The 17,343-nt window shown below is 63.1% G+C and carries 14 protein-coding genes and 1 pseudogene; 4 read left to right on the top strand and 11 right to left on the bottom strand.

Features of this window, described 5'->3' with window-relative positions:
• Positions 1–30: 30 nt before the first annotated feature.
• From RM96_RS09335 to RM96_RS09355, 5 genes are all read right to left on the bottom strand, one after another.
• Positions 31–1,266 carry an NAD(P)/FAD-dependent oxidoreductase gene (locus RM96_RS09335; RefSeq protein ID WP_039010023.1) on the bottom strand — a complete coding sequence of 412 codons (1,236 nt, stop codon included), beginning with the start codon at positions 1,264–1,266 and terminating at the stop codon, positions 31–33.
• A 3-nt stretch (positions 1,267–1,269) separates the two neighbouring features.
• Positions 1,270–1,593 carry a 2Fe-2S iron-sulfur cluster-binding protein gene (locus RM96_RS09340; RefSeq protein ID WP_039010026.1) on the bottom strand — a complete coding sequence of 108 codons (324 nt, stop codon included), beginning with the start codon at positions 1,591–1,593 and terminating at the stop codon, positions 1,270–1,272.
• 21 nt (positions 1,594–1,614) lie between these two features.
• Positions 1,615–3,051 carry a glutamine synthetase family protein gene (locus tag RM96_RS09345; RefSeq protein ID WP_039010082.1) on the bottom strand — a complete coding sequence of 479 codons (1,437 nt, stop codon included), beginning with the start codon at positions 3,049–3,051 and terminating at the stop codon, positions 1,615–1,617.
• Positions 3,052–3,134: 83 nt separating this feature from the next.
• Complete coding sequence (locus RM96_RS09350; RefSeq protein WP_039010027.1) at positions 3,135–4,448, bottom strand: aromatic ring-hydroxylating dioxygenase subunit alpha; 1,314 nt, start codon at positions 4,446–4,448, stop codon at positions 3,135–3,137.
• A gap of 109 nt (positions 4,449–4,557) precedes the next feature.
• On the bottom strand, positions 4,558–5,265 hold the full coding sequence (locus RM96_RS09355) for a nitroreductase (protein WP_039010029.1): 708 nt from the start codon (positions 5,263–5,265) through the stop codon (positions 4,558–4,560).
• A gap of 398 nt (positions 5,266–5,663) precedes the next feature.
• Here RM96_RS09355 and RM96_RS36270 point away from each other — a divergent pair, with 398 nt between their 5' ends.
• Both RM96_RS36270 and RM96_RS09365 read left to right on the top strand, forming a co-directional pair.
• Positions 5,664–6,521 (top strand): AraC family transcriptional regulator, encoded by an 858-nt coding sequence (locus RM96_RS36270; RefSeq protein WP_052279424.1) that lies wholly within the window; start codon positions 5,664–5,666, stop codon positions 6,519–6,521.
• 122 nt (positions 6,522–6,643) lie between these two features.
• The gene (locus tag RM96_RS09365; RefSeq protein ID WP_039010031.1) at positions 6,644–7,198 is read left to right on the top strand and encodes a 4-hydroxylaminobenzoate lyase; all 555 of its coding nucleotides are present in this window, start codon (positions 6,644–6,646) and stop codon (positions 7,196–7,198) included.
• On the opposite strand, the gene RM96_RS09370 is transcribed toward RM96_RS09365, so the two are convergent.
• Complete coding sequence (locus RM96_RS09370; protein ID WP_052279425.1) at positions 7,139–8,155, bottom strand: LysR substrate-binding domain-containing protein; 1,017 nt, start codon at positions 8,153–8,155, stop codon at positions 7,139–7,141. The genes RM96_RS09365 and RM96_RS09370 overlap by 60 nt on opposite strands.
• A 185-nt stretch (positions 8,156–8,340) precedes the next feature.
• A complete protein-coding gene (locus tag RM96_RS09375) occupies positions 8,341–9,477 on the bottom strand; it encodes a hypothetical protein (RefSeq protein WP_039010033.1) in 1,137 nt (378 codons plus the stop codon).
• A 574-nt stretch (positions 9,478–10,051) separates the two neighbouring features.
• Between RM96_RS09375 and RM96_RS09380 the strand changes: the two genes are divergently transcribed.
• On the top strand, positions 10,052–11,716 hold the full coding sequence (locus RM96_RS09380) for an ABC-F family ATP-binding cassette domain-containing protein (RefSeq protein WP_039010035.1): 1,665 nt from the start codon (positions 10,052–10,054) through the stop codon (positions 11,714–11,716).
• 730 nt (positions 11,717–12,446) lie between these two features.
• Here RM96_RS09380 and RM96_RS36955 read toward each other — a convergent pair.
• Together RM96_RS36955 and RM96_RS09390 are read right to left on the bottom strand one after the other, a co-directional pair.
• Entirely contained in the window at positions 12,447–12,917 is a 471-nt protein-coding gene (locus RM96_RS36955; protein WP_082016489.1) for a cupin domain-containing protein, read from the bottom strand.
• Between the two features lie 22 nt (positions 12,918–12,939).
• Positions 12,940–13,374, bottom strand: a complete 435-nt coding sequence (locus RM96_RS09390) for a universal stress protein (protein WP_039010042.1) — start codon at positions 13,372–13,374, stop codon at positions 12,940–12,942.
• A 399-nt stretch (positions 13,375–13,773) separates the two neighbouring features.
• On the opposite strand from RM96_RS09390, the gene RM96_RS09395 reads away from it, so the two are divergent.
• The gene (locus RM96_RS09395; protein WP_039010044.1) at positions 13,774–15,588 is read left to right on the top strand and encodes an L-lactate permease; all 1,815 of its coding nucleotides are present in this window, start codon (positions 13,774–13,776) and stop codon (positions 15,586–15,588) included.
• Between the two features lie 517 nt (positions 15,589–16,105).
• On the opposite strand, the gene RM96_RS09400 is transcribed toward RM96_RS09395, so the two are convergent.
• Both RM96_RS09400 and RM96_RS38550 read right to left on the bottom strand, forming a co-directional pair.
• Complete coding sequence (locus tag RM96_RS09400; RefSeq protein WP_039010046.1) at positions 16,106–16,798, bottom strand: NnrU family protein; 693 nt, start codon at positions 16,796–16,798, stop codon at positions 16,106–16,108.
• Between the two features lie 401 nt (positions 16,799–17,199).
• A pseudogene (locus tag RM96_RS38550) lies at positions 17,200–17,343 on the bottom strand (hypothetical protein); the annotation flags it as partial.

Below are 17,343 nucleotides of genomic sequence, written 5' to 3' on the forward strand. Positions count from 1 at the left end.
TGCGAGATGGTACACCAGACCAGCCCGCCCCTACGCCGACAGCAGCGACTTCAGCGCCACCGCTTCGTCCGCCAGCACGGCGGGATCCGGACGCACCCTTGCGGCCACCAGGCGCCGCGCCGCCATGTGGTCCTGCGGGCGATTGACCGAATGGGCGCCGACAACCGTGCCGTCCTTCAGGTAAAGCGCCGTGAAGCGCCCCGCGGCCACATTGCCGCGCACCACCGCCTGGTCGTGGCCCGCGGAAAATCCCGTCATCTGCAGCTTGTAGCCGTACTGGTCGGACCAGAACCATGGCACCGCTTCATAGGGCGAGAGCCGGCCCGCGACGGTGGCGCCGGCGACCTTGGCCAGGTCGTTCGCGCTCTGGATCGATTCGACACGCACGCACCGGCCACCCAGCGTACTGCCCGGCGCCCAAGGATTGGGATAAGCCGCGCAATCACCCGCTGCGACGATGGCCGGGTCGCTGGTGCGCGCGAACCGGTCGACCACGATGCCGTTGTCCACCGTCAGGCTGCAAGCCTCGGCCAACTCCACGTTCGGCATCACGCCCAGGCCAGCGACGACCATGTCTGTTGGCAGGATCTCACCGGTCTCCAGCTCCACTCCGGTGACGACATCGTTGCCTCGGAGCTGGCGGATGCAGGTCGCCAGCCGGAAGCGTACGCCCTCCTCTTCATGGGCCTGCTGCAGGAAGGTCGAGATCAGCGGCGGCACGGCACGCTGCAGCAGGCGTTCCTGCAGTTCAATCACCGTCACGTCGAGACCGAGCGTGCGCAACGATGCCGCCACCTCCAGGCCGATAAAGCCGCCGCCGACGACCACCGCGTGCCTTGCCTGACGCGCGCGCGCCTTGATCTCGTAGGCATCGGCAAGATCGCGCAGGTAATACACGTGGCGCAGCTGCGCACCGGCGCATGGCAGCGGCCGGCAGCGCGCGCCGGTGGTCAGGGCCAGCGCGTCGTAGTGCAGCCGGCTGCCGTCGGACAGGGAAACGACCTGCGCCTGCCGGTCGATGCCGCTGGCCGTAACGCCCGTGCGCAGCGCGATGCGCTCTTCGAGGAATCGCTCCGGCGACTGCAGCGGCAGGCTTGAGGCGTCCACCGCATCGCAGAGGAAGCCCTTGGACAGCGGCGGCCGCTGGTAAGGAGCGTGCGGCTCGGCGCCAATCATGGTGATACTGCCGGCGAAGCCGTTCGCGCGCGCGGCCAGCGCGAGCTGGGTGCCCGCGTATGAGGCGCCGATGATGACGAGTCCGGCCATGGTCTACCCCTGCGTTTCCGGGACATGCACGACCAGGCCGTCGAGCGCGTCGTTGACGACGATCTGGCAGCTCAGCCGGCTGGCCGGCCGGCGTTCGGCGGCCACGCCGTCCAGCAGTTCATGCTCCATGTCGTCGGGCGCGGGCAGCAGCTCCGCCCAGGGCGCATCGATATACACATGGCAGGTCGCGCAGGAACAGCAACCGCCGCACTCGGCGTCGATTCCGCGCACATTGTTGGCGATCGCAACTTCCATCAGCGTCTTTCCGCTCGCTGAAGCCACGTCTTTGCGGCTGCCATCTTTCAGGACATAGATAATTGTCGGCATGACATCCTCACTGCGGTTTGATCAGAACGTATCGAAGTACTCGCGCTGCTCCCAGTCGCTGACCTCGAGGTTGAATCGCGCTATCTCTGCCTGCTTGATGTGGCAGAAGTAATCGACGAACGCACTGCCCATGCCCTCGCGCAGGGCATCGTCTGCCTGCAGGCAAGCCAACGCTTCCTCGAGCGTCCGCGGCAACTGCGGCGCCGGGGTTTCGTAAGGCGAATCCGCCGACGGGCCCGGGTCAAGGCGGCGCTGGATGCCGTCGAGCCCGGCGATCACCTGCGACGCGAGATAGAGATAGGGATTGGCAGCGGGCTCGCCGACGCGGTTTTCAATCCGTGTGGCCACATCGCCCGGCCCGCCCAGCACGCGCAGCATGGCGCCGCGGTTGTCGCGCGCCCAGATCGCGCGGTCCGGCGCCAACGAATACGCGCGGAAGCGCTTGTAGCCATTGATGGTCGGCGTGGCGAAAGCTGTCGCCGCGCAGGCATGTTGCAGCAGGCCGGCCAGGTAATGGCGCCCGACCTCGGACAGGTCCTGGCCGACGGCGTCGGGCATCATTGCGTTCCCGCCGTCGCCCAGCCGCGTCAGCGACTGGTGCAGGTGCCAGCCGCTCGACACGACATTGCGGATTTTGGGGCGGCACATGAAGGTCGCATGGTAGCCATGCCGCTTGCATACCTGCTTGACGGCACTGCGGAACAGCACCATCGCATCGGCCGTGGCGACCGGCGTCGCGGGCGCAAAGGTGAATTCGAACTGGCTGGGGCCGAACTCGATCTCCAGCGAACGCACCGGCAGGCCAAGCTGCTGCACGTTCTCGCGGATCAGCTCGATCACGGTCTCGGTGGCGTCATAGCGCAGCTCGGTCAGGAACTGGTAGCCGTGCGACAACAGCTCAACTTCAGGCGGCTCGCCGGGCTGGCCGGCATCGTCCGGGGTCATGTGCTCGCGCACCAGGCGGAACACATGGAACTCGACTTCCAATCCGGTGACAAGCTGGTAGCCGGCCGCCGCCAGTTGCTCCTCCGCGTTGCGCAGGATACGGCGCGTGGCGAACGGCACGGGCCGGCCATCCTGGAAATACGGGTCGCACAGGATCCACCCGGCCTTCGGCGACCAGGGCAGCACCCGGAAGGTCGACGGATCGGGAATGAGCGTCACATCCGCCCCGCCCTGCATGCCGGGCATGTCGAAGCCGCCGCCCGCGCTGAACACGGGAAAGACCGTGCGGTGCGATGTGTCCTTGGCGAACAGCGTGGTAGTCACGTTCACGCCGCCCCGTAACGCCTTGATCGCTTCCGATGCGACCAGCGTCTTGCCTCGCAGCACGCCATGCTGGTCCGGGAAGGAAAAACGCACGACTTCGATGTCCCCCGCGGCCAGCCGCTGCGCGACGTCTGCCGCGGCACGGCCATGGGAATCGGTCCAGAGGCCGAATTGTTCTACAAATGCCATATGGGTCCGGCCCACCGCATCGAGCAACGCGGTGCAGCCGCCTCGGTTGGTTAATCTCGATGCGTCGGTCCTGTCGCCGCCACTCAGCCGCGCGAGGCCCATTCCGATTCGGTCCTACGCCTGGCATCGGCCCCGATCCAGTACTCGTCAGCCGGCTGGTTCACGCTGACGCCATCGATCGATGCCGGCCCGGTCAGCGTTGCCGCCTCGGCGGCGTCGACCATCATCAGCGCCTTTTCGCCCCGCTGGTGGGCATCGATTGCCGCGACCAGCTGCTTGCGGTAGGCGATGATTCCCTTGTCGGTTGTGCCCAGGTGCTCGCGAGTGCGGTCCTGGATCGGGCCCTGCGATTCGACTGCCCACTGGTCATGGACGTTGATGTCGTGGCCCATGCCCGTGTAGGTCTGCGTGCGCTGCTCGTAGGGGTTGAAGTCATAGTGATTGCGCTTGTTCTGACGCGGCCGGTAGTCCGGCAGTTCGTACAGCGCCAGGCGCTGTTCGCGCATCTGCTGCTTGTCGACCGGCGCGGTGAAGCTGGTGAAGATGGCGTACCAGTAGCAGCTGGTGTCGTCGATGGGCACATGCCATTGCGCGATCGTCATCTCCGCGCTCATTGGGATAATGAAGGCCTGTGGGAACACCACGTTGGTCACGCGCACATGCCGGTGGCCGTCGCCGAGTTCGCGCAGCGCGGTCAGGCGCATGCCATAGTCGGTCGGCGCGATGCTGATGTCCGGGCAGTCGTACTCGCGCAGCACCTGCGTGATCGGCATCGCCGAATCGGCCGAGGCGCCGCGGAATTGCTTGCCGTAGCTTTCCGAGACGTCGTCGTCCTCGAAGAAGCGGTGCAGGAAGGACGCGTGCGCGGGATCGATGCCGACCTCGAGCGCCTGCAGCCAGTTGCACTCAAGCAGCCCCTTGAACGCGAACGTGTACGGGTCCGGGGCAATGAAGCAGTCGAAGGCCGGGAATGCCGGCGGCTCGCCTTCACCGATAAAGGCGAACAGCACGCCGCTGCGCTCGACGATCGGGTAGGCGATCTGGCGGACGCGCTGGCACAGCTTGCTGCCGGCGGGTTCCGCTGGCGTTTCCAGACACGTGCCGTTGCGAGCGAACAGCCAGCCGTGGAACGGGCAGCGCAGGCCGCCGTCTTCCAGGCGCCCGAAGCTCAGGTCCGCGCCGCGGTGCGGGCAGTCGCGGTCGAGCATGCCGTACTGGCCGTGCTCATCGCGGAACACGACAAAGTCCTGGCCCATCAGGCGAACTGGGCGCACCGGGCGCTCTCCCTCGAACTCATCGACCAGCGCCACCGGCTGCCAGTACTGCCGCAACAGGCGGCCGCCGGGGGTATCCGCGCCGACGCGCGTCATCAGTTCGTTCTGTTCTCTGGACATCATGATGGGGGTGTCTCCTGCTAAAGCGTCATGGAAGGTTGTGGACACGGCCACGTCCCTGATTGATGCATGGAAGTCCGGACATACGCGCCCGGCGTGCGGCTTCGACAAGCTATGCAGCCGCCGCGTCGAATCCCTGGAATGAGGCGAAGGCATCCACTGGCAGCCGGGACTGGCGTATCGCCAGTTCGGGAGCACTGGTATCGGCGTAGCCCAGCGACATGCCGCACAGCACGAGCTCATCGTCGGGAATGGCGAGGCAGCACCGCAGCACCTTGTGGAAGCGCGCAATGGAAACCTGCGGGCAGGTATCTAGCCCGCAGGCCCGGGCCGCCAGCATGACGTTCTGCAGGAACATCCCATAGTCGAGCCAGCTTCCCTGCGCGAGCCTGCGGTCGATGGTGAAGACCATGCCCACCGGCGCGTCGAAGAAGCGGAAATTGCGCGCTGTCTGCCGGGCCCGCCCTTGTACATCGTCAGGTTGGATGCCGAGGGCCCCGTAGAAGACCTGCCCGAACTGCCGCTTGCGCGAGGCATACGGCTCCAGGCCAGCGTCGGGGTAATAGGGGTACTCCTCCGCGTGCGCCTCGGCGTGATGGCGGTGCGCCGTCTCGACTTGCGCGCAAAGGGCCGCCTTGGCGGCACCGGCCACGACATAGACGCGCCACGGCTGCAAGTTGGCGCCACTGGGCGCATGGCTGGCAGTTCGCAGGATGTCGCGGACCACGTCCAGCGGAACCTGCCCTGGCATGAAGCGACGGACGGCGACGCGTCCTTCGATCGCGTCGCGGGCCGTCATCGGCGCTTTATCTTCCTTCACTTCTCACCCCTCTTCTCTGGCCTTTCCGGCTCCGAATGGGCCGGTCGACAGGCTTTTCGCTCCTTTTGTGGAAGCGAGTTCAGGATAGGCAGGCGTGTCCGGCAAATATTGAATGAGGCGATCGGAGATTTTTCCCGTGGAGCGCTAACTGCATACAGTTCCGCACAATCTACTTTGTAGACGTAGCGAGTGAACAAATTGGAGAGCTCTAAAACGCATAAATATCCCGGGAATTCGCAGATAGTGTGGATTTTGCGAGGCAAAGAGCACTCCAGTATGGAGGGTCAGTACTTATATCTGTATGCTGCATCTGATTTGCTGCATACAATGCAGTGTATCCCGACCTCCGGACAAACCAGCCGAACCGCTGGCATCCGGCCTCGATTGAGGACCCCGCCATGCTCCGCGTCGCCAACACCCCCTGCCGCAGCCGCGTCACCGCCTCCTGGGCCGGTACCGAGATCGAGGTGCTGGAATTCGGCCCGCTGGAAGACATCGCGCGCCCGATCGGCTCAGACAGGCTGTCGTTGCGCGCAGCGCTGCGCGAAGCCGGCGGCCATATCGATGCGCGCCTGCAACCGTGGAAGCCGCTCGACAATGCCTACCACGGCAACGACCACCTCAGCCTGATCGCCGGCAGCGCCGAGGCCTATGGCCACACCGAACGCATCGAGCAGTTCCGCTGTGCCGTGGTGCATTTCCCTGACGAGTTGATGCGCGACGCGTCCGACAGCGAGCAGATCCACGCCACATTGGGCACGCGGCTGATGTTCGAGCATCGCGCGATGTGGGACATCGCGGACAAGCTGGCGCAGGAATGCGTCGCCCCGGGGACGGGCCGGCGCCTGTACTGCGAGAGCCTGGTCGGCCTGCTGGCCGTCGAGATCGTCCGCTGGCGGCAGTCACAGACGCGCGCGGCCAACAAGGGTGGCCTGGCCCCCTACCGCTTACGCCGCGTTTTCGACTACATCGAAGCCAATCTCGGCACCGAGATCGCACTGGTCGACCTTGCAACCATGGCCGCACTGAGCCTGCCGCATTTCATGCGTGCCTTCCGCGCCTCGACCGGCGAAGCGCCGCTGCGCTTCATCATGCAGCGGCGCGTCAAGCACGCGCAATCGCTGCTGCTGAAGGGCAACACGCCGCTGGTCAGCATTGCGCACGACTGCGGCTTTGCCGACCAAGCTCACATGACGACCTGTTTCCGCCGGCTTGCCGGTACCACGCCGGCGCGCTTTCGGCGGGATCGTTCCTGAGCCGCTACCGCGGCCGGCGCCGTCTTGCACGACGTTCAATTTGAGCTTGAAGCATCATCGCTTCCGCAGCCGCAGGGCGTGTGGCATCGTTATTCGCACACACACTGAAGTGAGGATATCCAATGAAGAACGCTCTTCCGGTCGACAACAAGGACGCCCTGATCGCACGTTGCCTGCCCTTCCTGCAAGAAGTCAGGGACATGACGCCCGGCACCGAAGTCGAGCGCTGGCTCAATGACAAGTACGGCGTGCACAGCGACCTCTACCAGGACCTCGCGCGCATGATCACTGCCGGCGTGAAGGAAGGCTGGGCGGCAGATACCGAGATCGCGGGCCGCCGCTATCGGCGCGCGCGCCTGCTCGCCCCTTGCGAGCAGACTAACTGGTTCAGCATCACCGCGGTGTACATGGACAGCACCGGCAATACGCAGCGCAATCCCGAAGACTCGTTCCGCGGCGACTACCACAGCCATCCGTATGGCGAGTTCAACATGGTGGTAGCGCTTGACGAAGGCGCGGCGCTGGCCGGCCCGAACGGATGGTGCTACGGGGGGTGGACCGCGCCGGAACCCGGCAGTCACCACTACCCGGAAGCCAAGGGCGGCGCCGTCATCGCACTATTTTTCCTGCCCGCCGGCCGCATCGCCTACAACATCAAGGCCCCCGACGCCCAGTGATGCCGCAATGCCCGCAAGTTCGCCACGCAGCCATTGCAGCGCGGGATCGTGTGCATTGCGGGCATGCCAGATCGCACGGACCGCGGCAACAGAGGCCGCATACGGTGTGGCGCGGCAGACCCAACCGCCCTGGCTGACGAACGCCCGGGCCAGCGGCCCGGGCACCAGCGCCAGCATGTCGCTGTTGCGCAGCAATGCGGGAATCGCCAGCGAGTGCGCGACCGATATCCTCAATCGCGGCCCGGCATCCATATCGGGAAACGCCTCCTCCAGTGACTGCCGGCTGAACATCTCCGACTGACGAGCGAGCCCGCGCTCGGTAATGAAGCCGCTGACCGCCCCCTCTTCCTGGCCACCGGTGGATACCGTCAACAGCGGGTATGTGCGCAGGTCTTCCCGCGTCACGGTGCGATGCGCGACTGGGTGTGCCTGCCGCATGAGCAGCACGTCAGCCTGCTCCCACAGTGTCGTCGCGTGGAACCGGCCCGGGACGTCGGCAAAGATCCCCACGGCAATGTCGATCCTGCCAAGGTCGATCTGGCCGGCAAGGTCCAGCCGCGTGGATGGGCGGATGCTGACATTCACATGCGGTGCCAGCGCCGCCAGGCGCTCGCTCAGCGGTGCCAGCAACAGCCAGGTGATGTAGTCATTGGCAGCGACGACAAACTCGCGCCTCGCGGCATCGGGCACAAACGGCTCGATCCCGAGCGCGGCCTCGATCTGCCGCAGTGCGCTGCGCAGCGGCTCCGCCATGCTCATCGCGCGTGCTGTCGGCTCCATGCCCCGGGCTGTGCGCACGAACAGGTCGTCGCCTAGCAGGTCGCGCAACCGGCCCAGCGCATGACTGACCGCGGACTGCGTCACGTGCAGCCGCTTGCCGGCGAGCAGCAGGTTCCTGTCCTCGAAGATCGCGTCGAACACGCGCAGCAGGTTGAGATCGACTCGCCCTAGGTTCATCTAGACACTCCACCAGACCAGTGGCAAGTGTGTGGCGAGCCGCGGAGGCGCGTCTTGTGCGCTGTGCGCTCGGATTTTGTGGTATTAGCGTTAGAGCAAAATTTCGGGGTTGGGCGTTGTGTGCAAAAAAGTATGCGTCTAAGCCTCAGCCCATTAGGCCCTGCCCCCTTCGTGCCCCACCGGAATCAGGTCTCCGGCGCAGGCTCCTGACGCTTGCGAATCCACTCGGCAAATGCTTCATCTTCGATGCGGTAGTCGCCCATAGCCAGACGGGTCACGACGTTATCGGCCAGCAAACGGCGTAGTGCATGGGCCGTGGTGTTCCGGGTGGCGGGCTTGCCAAGCATGGTACCGAGCTTTTCCAGTGTGGCGCAGGAGTGCAAGTCAGACTCACCGCGTGCCAGCAGATATAGAATCGCTCGGTCGGCAGGCTTAAGCTTGCGCCAGTGAGCGAGCGAGTGTTCGTCTGAGAACACTGAAGCCTTTGTGTAGGCAAGCGCTGCGACGTCTCCCTGCGGTTGATAGAGCATGTACCTTTCGACAAACCGCTTGAAGAACTCCGGGGTGCGATGCAGTTCGTCGAACGCGCGCATACCCTGCTCCAGCGTTAGCTTCTGGCGCGCCATGCTGTTCAGGAGCTTAACTGTGAAGGCAACGAACTCGTCTCCAAGCAAGGGGAACGGCTCGAGAGGGGCCCAGTTGAAAAACGGCTCCGAAGCTCTCGCAAACATGGCGCGAAGGGTCGTCTCGGAACTGCCGGCGAAAATAACTTTGACGCGATCCTTCCGGATATCGAGCGCCGCGCGCAGGGCGTGAGCGAAATCGCTGTGGTCCGCGCCGGCCAGAACCTGGGCTTCGTCAATAACGAGGAGCAGTGGCTTTTTGGTGCGATCAAGCTGCTTTAGTACTTCGTGCAGCGCCGCAGTCCTGTCCACGCCAGCTTTTTCTAGTTCGGCTTCCAATGAGCCTTCGAACCCACCCGGAATCTTCGCGCTGGCTTTCATCTTTTTGACCGGTGCGCGAAGCCTGGACAACATTGCGGCGGCTCCCTTGGGTTCGAGTGCGTCGCTAAGTGCCGCCACAAGGGCCGTTTCAGGCGAGGTACGGTTATCCCAAAGGTTTGTGTACGCTGTGAGGTAACCATGCTCAACGGCGGACGGCATCAGATCACGGCGCAGAAACTCGGTCTTGCCCATGCGACGGCGAGCGAACAGTCCGCGGGCTGCGGATAGTTTCAAGTCAAAAGCATGCAGATACGCGTTCGCCAGCTCGGGGCGACCAAAATGCCAGGGATCAGGCAACACTTTCTCGTCAGTTCTCATGAGCTGTGAGAGTTCTCAAAATTCATGAGAAGTTATGATACAAGCCCCTCTGCATCGCGTAAAGGGATACGTGCGCGCGCAGACTCTTTTGCACTGAGCCGATCGCGCCAGTGTAGGTGCGCCCAGATCGGGTGGGGGCGCCTACACCCATCGTGTGTAGATCGCGACTAGATCCAGAGATGGTGGCGCGGTAGACACCTCGATCCGGATGATCGACGTAGGGCCCCGTTATCGTGCCTTATCCCCGCCTCCCGCGTTGCTGCGTCACCTTCATCCGAACGCCGCTCGCTGAGGCACCCCGTTCCTTGTCCGAGTGGATGGGAAACGCGACGGCGGCATCCGGCAAGAGCCGACCGCTTTGCGGCTGACGGAAGTCGCTTCCCAGCCAGGAGCCATCATTCACCGCTATGTTCGCTGGCCCCGCAGCCGGAACGCCCGGTGCGCCAGGGGCTCCTTGCTTTGTGGCCCGTGGGCGCCGCAAAGCGCAAGCGGCTCTTCACGCGTGCGGCCAGAAAAGAGACAGCCCTGCACGTCCGGTCGGCTATCATGCCAATCCCCTCCGAAGTGGCTCCCTATGATTTCCGTCCGTAATGTCACGCTGCGTCGCGGCGTCAATGTCGTACTCGACCGCGCGTCCGTCACCTTCAACCCCGGCGAAAAGATTGGTCTTGTCGGCCGCAATGGCGCCGGCAAGTCGTCCTTCTTCGGCCTTCTCAACGGGACGCTGCACGAAGACAGTGGCGAGTTCTCGATTCCCGCTGCGTGGAAGATGGGCCAGGTCGCGCAGGAGATGCCGGAGACCGAGCAGAGCGCGACCGACTTCGTAGTCGAGGGTGACACCGTGCTGTTGGCCGCGCAGGTCGAAGTAGCCGCCGCCGAGGCCAGCGACGACGGCATGCGCATGGCGCACGCCTACATGGCCCTGCACGACGCCGGTGCACACGATGCCCCCGCACGTGCTCAAGCGCTGATCTTGGGCCTTGGCTTCAGTGCTGCGCAGCTTAGCCAGCCGGTCAACAGTTTCTCCGGTGGTTGGCGCATGCGACTGCAACTGGCGCGCGCGCTCATGTGCCCATCCGACCTGCTGCTGCTCGACGAGCCGACCAATCACCTCGACCTCGACGCGCTGGTCTGGCTGGAAGCCTGGCTCAAGCGCTATCAAGGAACCCTGGTAGTGATCAGCCACGACCGCGAATTCCTCGACGCGGTGACGCAGGTGACGATGCACGTCGACAACGCCAAGCTCGTGCGTTATGGCGGCAACTACAGCAAATTCGAAGACATGCGCGCTGAGCAACTCGTATTGCAGCAGGCAGCGATGGCCAAGCAGGCGGACAAGATCGCCCACCTGCAGAAATTCATCGACCGTTTCAAGGCCAAGGCCTCGAAGGCGAAGCAGGCGCAGAGCCGGGTCAAGGCGCTCGAACGCATGGAGAAGATCGCACCGGTGCTTGCCGACGCAGAGTTCAACTTCGAGTTCAAGGAGCCGCTCAACGTCCCGAACCCGCTGTTGTCGATGCTGGACGCGAGCTTTGGCTACCCGGCGCCAACCGGCGCACTGCCGAGCACGCCGCCCACGGTCATCGTGCGGGGCATCAACCGTTCCGTGCTGGCCGGGCAGCGCATCGGCATTCTCGGTGCCAACGGCCAAGGCAAGTCCACGCTGGTGAAGACGGTGGCGCACGCGCTGGCGCCGATTGCCGGCGAAATCAGCGAAGGCAAAGGGCTGAATATCGGCTACTTCGCACAGCAGGAACTCGACGTGCTGCGCCCGCTTGACACGCCGATGGAACACATGATCCGCCTTGCCAAGGACACGCCGGCGCACATGCGCGCCCCCGGCCAGAGTGGCACCGAACAATCGCTTCGCACCTTCCTCGGCACCTTCAACTTCAGTGGCGACATGGTCCATCAGGCGGTTAGCACGATGAGCGGCGGCGAAAAGGCGCGGCTCGTGTTGTGCATGATCGTGTGGCAGCGCCCCAACCTGCTGCTACTCGACGAGCCTACCAACCACCTCGACCTGGCCACACGCGAAGCGCTAGGCATGGCGCTCAACGAATTCGAAGGCACAGTGATGCTGGTCAGTCACGACCGGGCCCTGCTGCGCGCCGTATGTGACGAGTTTTGGCTGGTCACCAAGGGCGGCGTCGAGCCCTTCGACGGCGATCTGGACGATTACCAGCAGTTCCTGCGCGACGAAGCCCGTCGCATGCGTGAGCAGCCTGCCGCAGAGTAGAAGGTCATCGCCTGAAATGGTGGGACAAAGGGCGGGCCTGAGCTTCACAGGATTCAGCGTAAAGGTCGCCATCGAGCGCCTCGAGACATACGAACTTAGGCGCCGAGATCGATCACGAGGGTCCGCTGTCCGAATCCAATAAAGAACTTCTGCGGGGCGCGGTGCGGGAATCGCCCGCTGCCAAGACTTTGTCCAAGCAAGTTCGTGTGAAACTAGCCCACACCCCATTCGATCTTTGAATGGGCGCTTCCTGAGTTATTCACCGGCCACTTTGGGTCTATCAGGGACGGTCGAAGTATCGGGACGAGCATTGGTCCGAGACCGGCCAGAAGCGGTCTTCGGCCCGCCTGTCTGTGCAGGCGATCTAGCGTCGCTTACACCCAGACAGCAGTCATTCGCGCCGTATGTGTGCGTCGTCTTATTGGCCTTCTCTGGCGTTGACGCGTTGTTTGCCAGATGACTAAAATGGCCACGAAGTAGGAGCCGTTCGAGCTACTCGAAGGCAATGCCCGCTTCAGGCTTTTCATTTGTGCATTCAGCGTCTGGATCCGGCTGAAGGCTTTATGCCGTCGAATCCATGCACGGTGAGCTTCAGCTCATCTACGAGCGAGTCGATTATCCTGATGGGTTGTCCTCGGCAATGAAATCATCGAGGCATTCAGGCAGCAGCGTTACCTGCCTGCGGTCCTCCCGCACGCCCGCGCCCAAACCGCTCATACCCATGTCGGACTCACGGATGCGGATGAATGGGATCGACCCAATAGACTTCTTCCGGTGGCTCGGCAGGTTCGATATCCAGGTTAATGACAATTGGATCTTGACCGCTGCGGACCACCACGCAACTGAGAACCTCAGTCTTGCTCGCATTGATCTCTTGATGAGGTACGAATGGCGGAACGTAGATGAAATCGCCAGGCCCTGCCTCTGCGACAAACTCCAGATTTTCACCCCATCGCATACGTGCCCGGCCGCTCACAACGTAAATGACGCTTTCCAATTCGCCATGATGGTGAGCCCCCGTTTTGGCATTGGCATCAATGGTGACCGTGCCTGCCCAAAGTTTGCTAGCCCCCGCCCGCGCATTTGTGATTGCGGCCGCTCTCATCATGCCAGGCGTTTGAGGTGTATTGAGATCGAGTTGGGAGCCAGGAATGATCTTGACCCCGTGATCGCGCCAGTTTGGCTTTGACTCAGAACGCATTTCATCGCTCCAGCCCGCGTTGCTACCGATAGACCAGCACCGGGATCTTGCTATGCGTCAGAACTTTTTGCGTCTCACTACCGATTAGCAACCCCTTCACGCCTCGTCGCCCGTGAGATGCCATCACAATCAGATCGCACTTCTCGCCTTCGGCCGTACGAATGATGGCATCGTAGGGGTGATCATCGACAACATAGGTCGTGCTGCAGCGCACGCCAACGTTGCTGGCCTGGTGCTGGAGGCTTTCAAGATATCTCCGCGCTTCCTCCTTGGCCCCTCTTGTGTACTCTTCACGAGAATCACTGAGCGGCTCGACGTAGGAAAAGACGTGATAGTCCGGGCAAGCTCGGACTACGGTGATCTCGGCATTAGTCTCGCTAGCGATTTCCACAGCCTTGGTAAAGGCCGCTTCGGCCAATGGAGACCCATCGACCGCTACCAGAAGATGCTTGAACATCTTGCCCTCCTAGTGCACTGACAGATGCCTCACTTCAAGTGACGTGGCGTTGGCATGGAAGCTGCAAGTTCCACGGATTCCGGCCAGCCACCGATTACTGGGAAATGCTTCTGATCAATGCAAGTTTAGGTGGCTAGCCCAGAAAGCGCAGGCTTCCACCGCCATGCCTGCCCGTTGTGCCATGACGATGCCTGTTGTTACCCACGCGCGCGGTCGTGACATCGGGCCAGGATCCCGGAACACCTTCTGGTTTGCTGGCTGGCACACGCGGCGGTAGAATTTTTGCGGACCCCGCTGCTCTTCGCCGGCCAAAGAACAACTCGCGTACCGGATACCAATTCGCTCAATGAATGTGCAGCATCCGATTCATTTGAACGGGGGTAACCGACGAGGGAAACCATGTACCAGCAGACGTACGATCCGCTCGGGAACGTGTTCCTTTCCACAGTGGTGGCAGCGATCCCGATCCTTGTGCTCTTGTACTTCATCGCCCTGCATCGGCACCGCGATTCACAAGGCAACGTGCACCTCGGCATCTCCGCGCCCTATGCGGCGTTCTATGGCGTCATCGCAGCTTTCCTGGTCTCCTGCATCGTCTTCAGGATGCCGCTTGCCTCCGCGGCGTCAGCCTTTGCGCTCGGGTCGCTGTCCGGCTTCCTGGGAATCATCTGGATCATCCTGGCCGCGATGTTCCTGTACACGATGACCGTGGTAACGGGAAAGTTCGAGATTGTGAAGGAGTCCATCATCCATATCTCGTTCGATCGGCGGCTGCAGTGCGTGCTGATCGCGTTTTCATTCGGGGCGATCATCGAGGGAACCTCGGGCTTCGGGACGCCGGTGGCAATCGCCGGTGCGGTGATGGTTGGCTTGGGATTCAAGCCCTTCCAGTCCGCCGTCCTGAATCTTCTGGCCAATACCGCGCCGGTCGCGTGGGGAGCAATTGGGACGCCGATCGTCACGCTGGCCGCGGTGAGCGGCCTGGACCAGGTCACGCTGTCCGCAATGGCCGGCCGCCAACTGCCCTTTGTCTCGATCCTGGTCCCGTTCTGGCTTGTTGCCACGTTCGTGAAGATGGAAGGCGGCACCTGGAAGGAAGCATTCGAGGTGTGGCCGGCGGCGCTGTGCGCGGGGGCATCGTTCGCCGTCATCCAGTGGTTCGCGTCAGGAACCAACGAGTTCCACCTGATGACGGACGTGGTCTCCGGCGTCTTCTCGGTCATCTGCACTGCGCTGTTCCTGCGCTTTGTGTGGCATCCGAAGACACGCTTCCTGCTCAGGGCCGAGCGCGAGGCGCTGGCTATTGCCGGCAAGTCCAGCGCGACTGCCACAGTCGACAGTACCGAGTGGAAGTACTCGTACACGACCCGGGAGACAGTCTACGCATGGCTGCCCTGGGTGATCCTGATCCTTTGCTGCGCCATCTGGGGCATGCCGGAGTTTAAGAAGTATCTGAACAACCTGTTCTCCTCGGTCACGTTTTCCACAGCCCTGCTCGGCTCACCGTTCTCAGGAACGCTCTCGCTACCGGTCTGGGACATGCCGGCCCTGCACAACCTGGTGCAACGGATGCCGCCGGTGGCGCCGGTCAATGCCAAGCCGGAAGTGGCAAGGTTCACCATCAACTGGCTCTCGGCCGCCGGGACCGGCGTATTCGTGGCCGCGATCCTGTCCGGCCTGGTTCTCAGGCTGAGCGCGGCGCAATGGAAAGCGGCTTTCGCCCAGACCCTCCAGCGCATGAAGATTCCGGTCCTGGTGATTGCGCAGGTCCTTGGACTCGGCTTCCTGACGCGGTACGCGGGTACTGACGCGGTGCTCGGCCTCGCGTTCACCGGGGCCGGCTTCCTATATCCCTTCTTTGCCGCCTACCTGGGCTGGCTAGGCGTCTTCCTGACGGGCTCCGACACGGCTTCCAATGCCCTGTTCGGTAGCCTGCAGCGAATCACTGCCCAACAACTCAATTTGAATCCGATCCTGATCGTCGCCACGAACTCGACCGGTGGCGTGATGGGAAAAATGATCGACGCGCAGTCCATCATGGTGGCCTGCGCGGCATGCTATGACGAGCCAGAGGAGAGATCGCATGCGCTGGGACCGATCTTCCGCACGATTTTCTGGCACTCAATCGCCGGAGCCGCGGTTATCGGTCTGATAGCGCTTCTGCAAGCCTACGTCTTCCCGGGGATCATTCCGATACCACCGGTCGGAAAATGAAGCATGAAGAGGAGATTCGACATAGACCAGCCGGCGTCCGTTGATCGGGCCACTCATTGTGGGAGAACAGCACTTTGTATATGTTGACTGGCAGCGTCGCACATTGAAGCTGCCAGCCAACTACCAACCGGCCAGCGTCTGGGAAGGCCGACCAACTGCCGGAGCGAATGTGTGCGCGGATGACCGTTGGATCCGGATAACCGCCATCGAGGGAGCGAAGACTCGAACGGCGCAAAGGGGTCGGGCACGGTCGGTCTGCTCTCGAAAATGGCCGTCGCGTGCCCGCCCAAGCGGAGGGCACTGGCTGCAGTCGTTCGAACGAGCCAGGTCGGGTGCAAATCCGTCATCAAGGCGATTCGGTTGCGCAGGACAGACAAATACGGACCTACAAGGCCTGACGTATGGTCGGCCAGCAGGATGACAGAGCGAGGAAGCGCAGTAGCTTCAGCTCGTTCGCAGCTCGGGGTGGCGGGAGGCGACTCGCTACTGCTCCATGGCGTGACAGTTCGTCCTGCGGCTACAGCCAATGCCAGATGCCCGCCGCCCGACCGGTGACTGGGGTATGTGCCCAAGTCGCTACGAGCCAGACGACGAGGCCGCCCAGAAGCGCATGCAAGCCGAAGCCGCCCAGCCGGGCACGGCCAGCGACAATCGCCGCGAATGGCAAGTAGCTCGTCTTTGACTCCCATGCGGGCCAGAGATCCGGCTGGAGCCGCTCCTTCTTCCGGTCCTGCAATGCGGCGCCGACGAGTGCGAGGACGACAATAGCCGCTGCGACTATCATGTTCTTGGCCACCGGGAACACTGCGACGTGGCACAGCCCCCAGAGAGCGAACGACCACATCATAGGGTGGCGCGTCACCGCATACACGCCGCGCGCCGCTTCGGGGAACGAGCCGGGCCGGCCGCCTGTCGGAAACGCCGGGTTGCGGATCAGAGAGCCCATCAGGAGGATCGACGCAATCAGCATGAACGCGGTCACAACCGCCCAAAGCCCGTTTCCTACCGGCCATAGTGGTGCCGAAAGGGGCGCCTTTCCATAGGCCATCACCATCCACCCGAGTGTCAAGACCGCAACCAGCGAATAGGCGCCCAGAAACCCCGCTTCGCCAAGTGCGCGGACCAACCGCCGGCGGAGCGGATGGGACAAGAGAAAGTGGCTGCCCACGAAGGCCACTGCCGCCGCCGCAACTGCGTAAGTGCTTCCCATTACCCCGGCTCCTCAAGTCATATTGTCGGCTCACAGTACTGCGCTCATGTCGAGGCGCGGTACAGGAAATTCCACTGGCCCTCGATCTTGATTCAGTTTTCGTCCATCCGCCACTCTTGCACACCAGGTGTTGCGCTCGCGAAATGCCGCTTGCGAACAGCAGCAAGGCGTGATCACGCCGCGATGCCCGCCCGAATGCATTCACACGGACGTTCGAACGTCGGCCCACTTTCAGAAAACGGACCTTCGTGCCCCTTCGGCCAATGCCTCACAGAGATGGCCCGCGTGGCAGGCGCTGAGCGTCGAGGGCCGCGCGGAGCGGCTGCGCAAAGTCGCGCGGCGCATGACCGCAATGCCGCTGCCGGCACCAGTTACCAAGACAACTTGCTTCATGATCGAACTCACTGTTCAGTGACGATTGATGGCTTCGAGGGTGCGCCCGGTCGGGCGACGCCGCCATTGACACGCAGGATCTGGCCGTTCACCCAGCCCGCATCAGGGCCAGCGAGAAACGACACCACGCCGGCAATGTCCTCCCAAGCGCC

The organism is Cupriavidus sp. IDO (genome assembly GCF_000812465.1).
In the GTDB taxonomy this organism is placed as follows: domain Bacteria; phylum Pseudomonadota; class Gammaproteobacteria; order Burkholderiales; family Burkholderiaceae; genus Cupriavidus.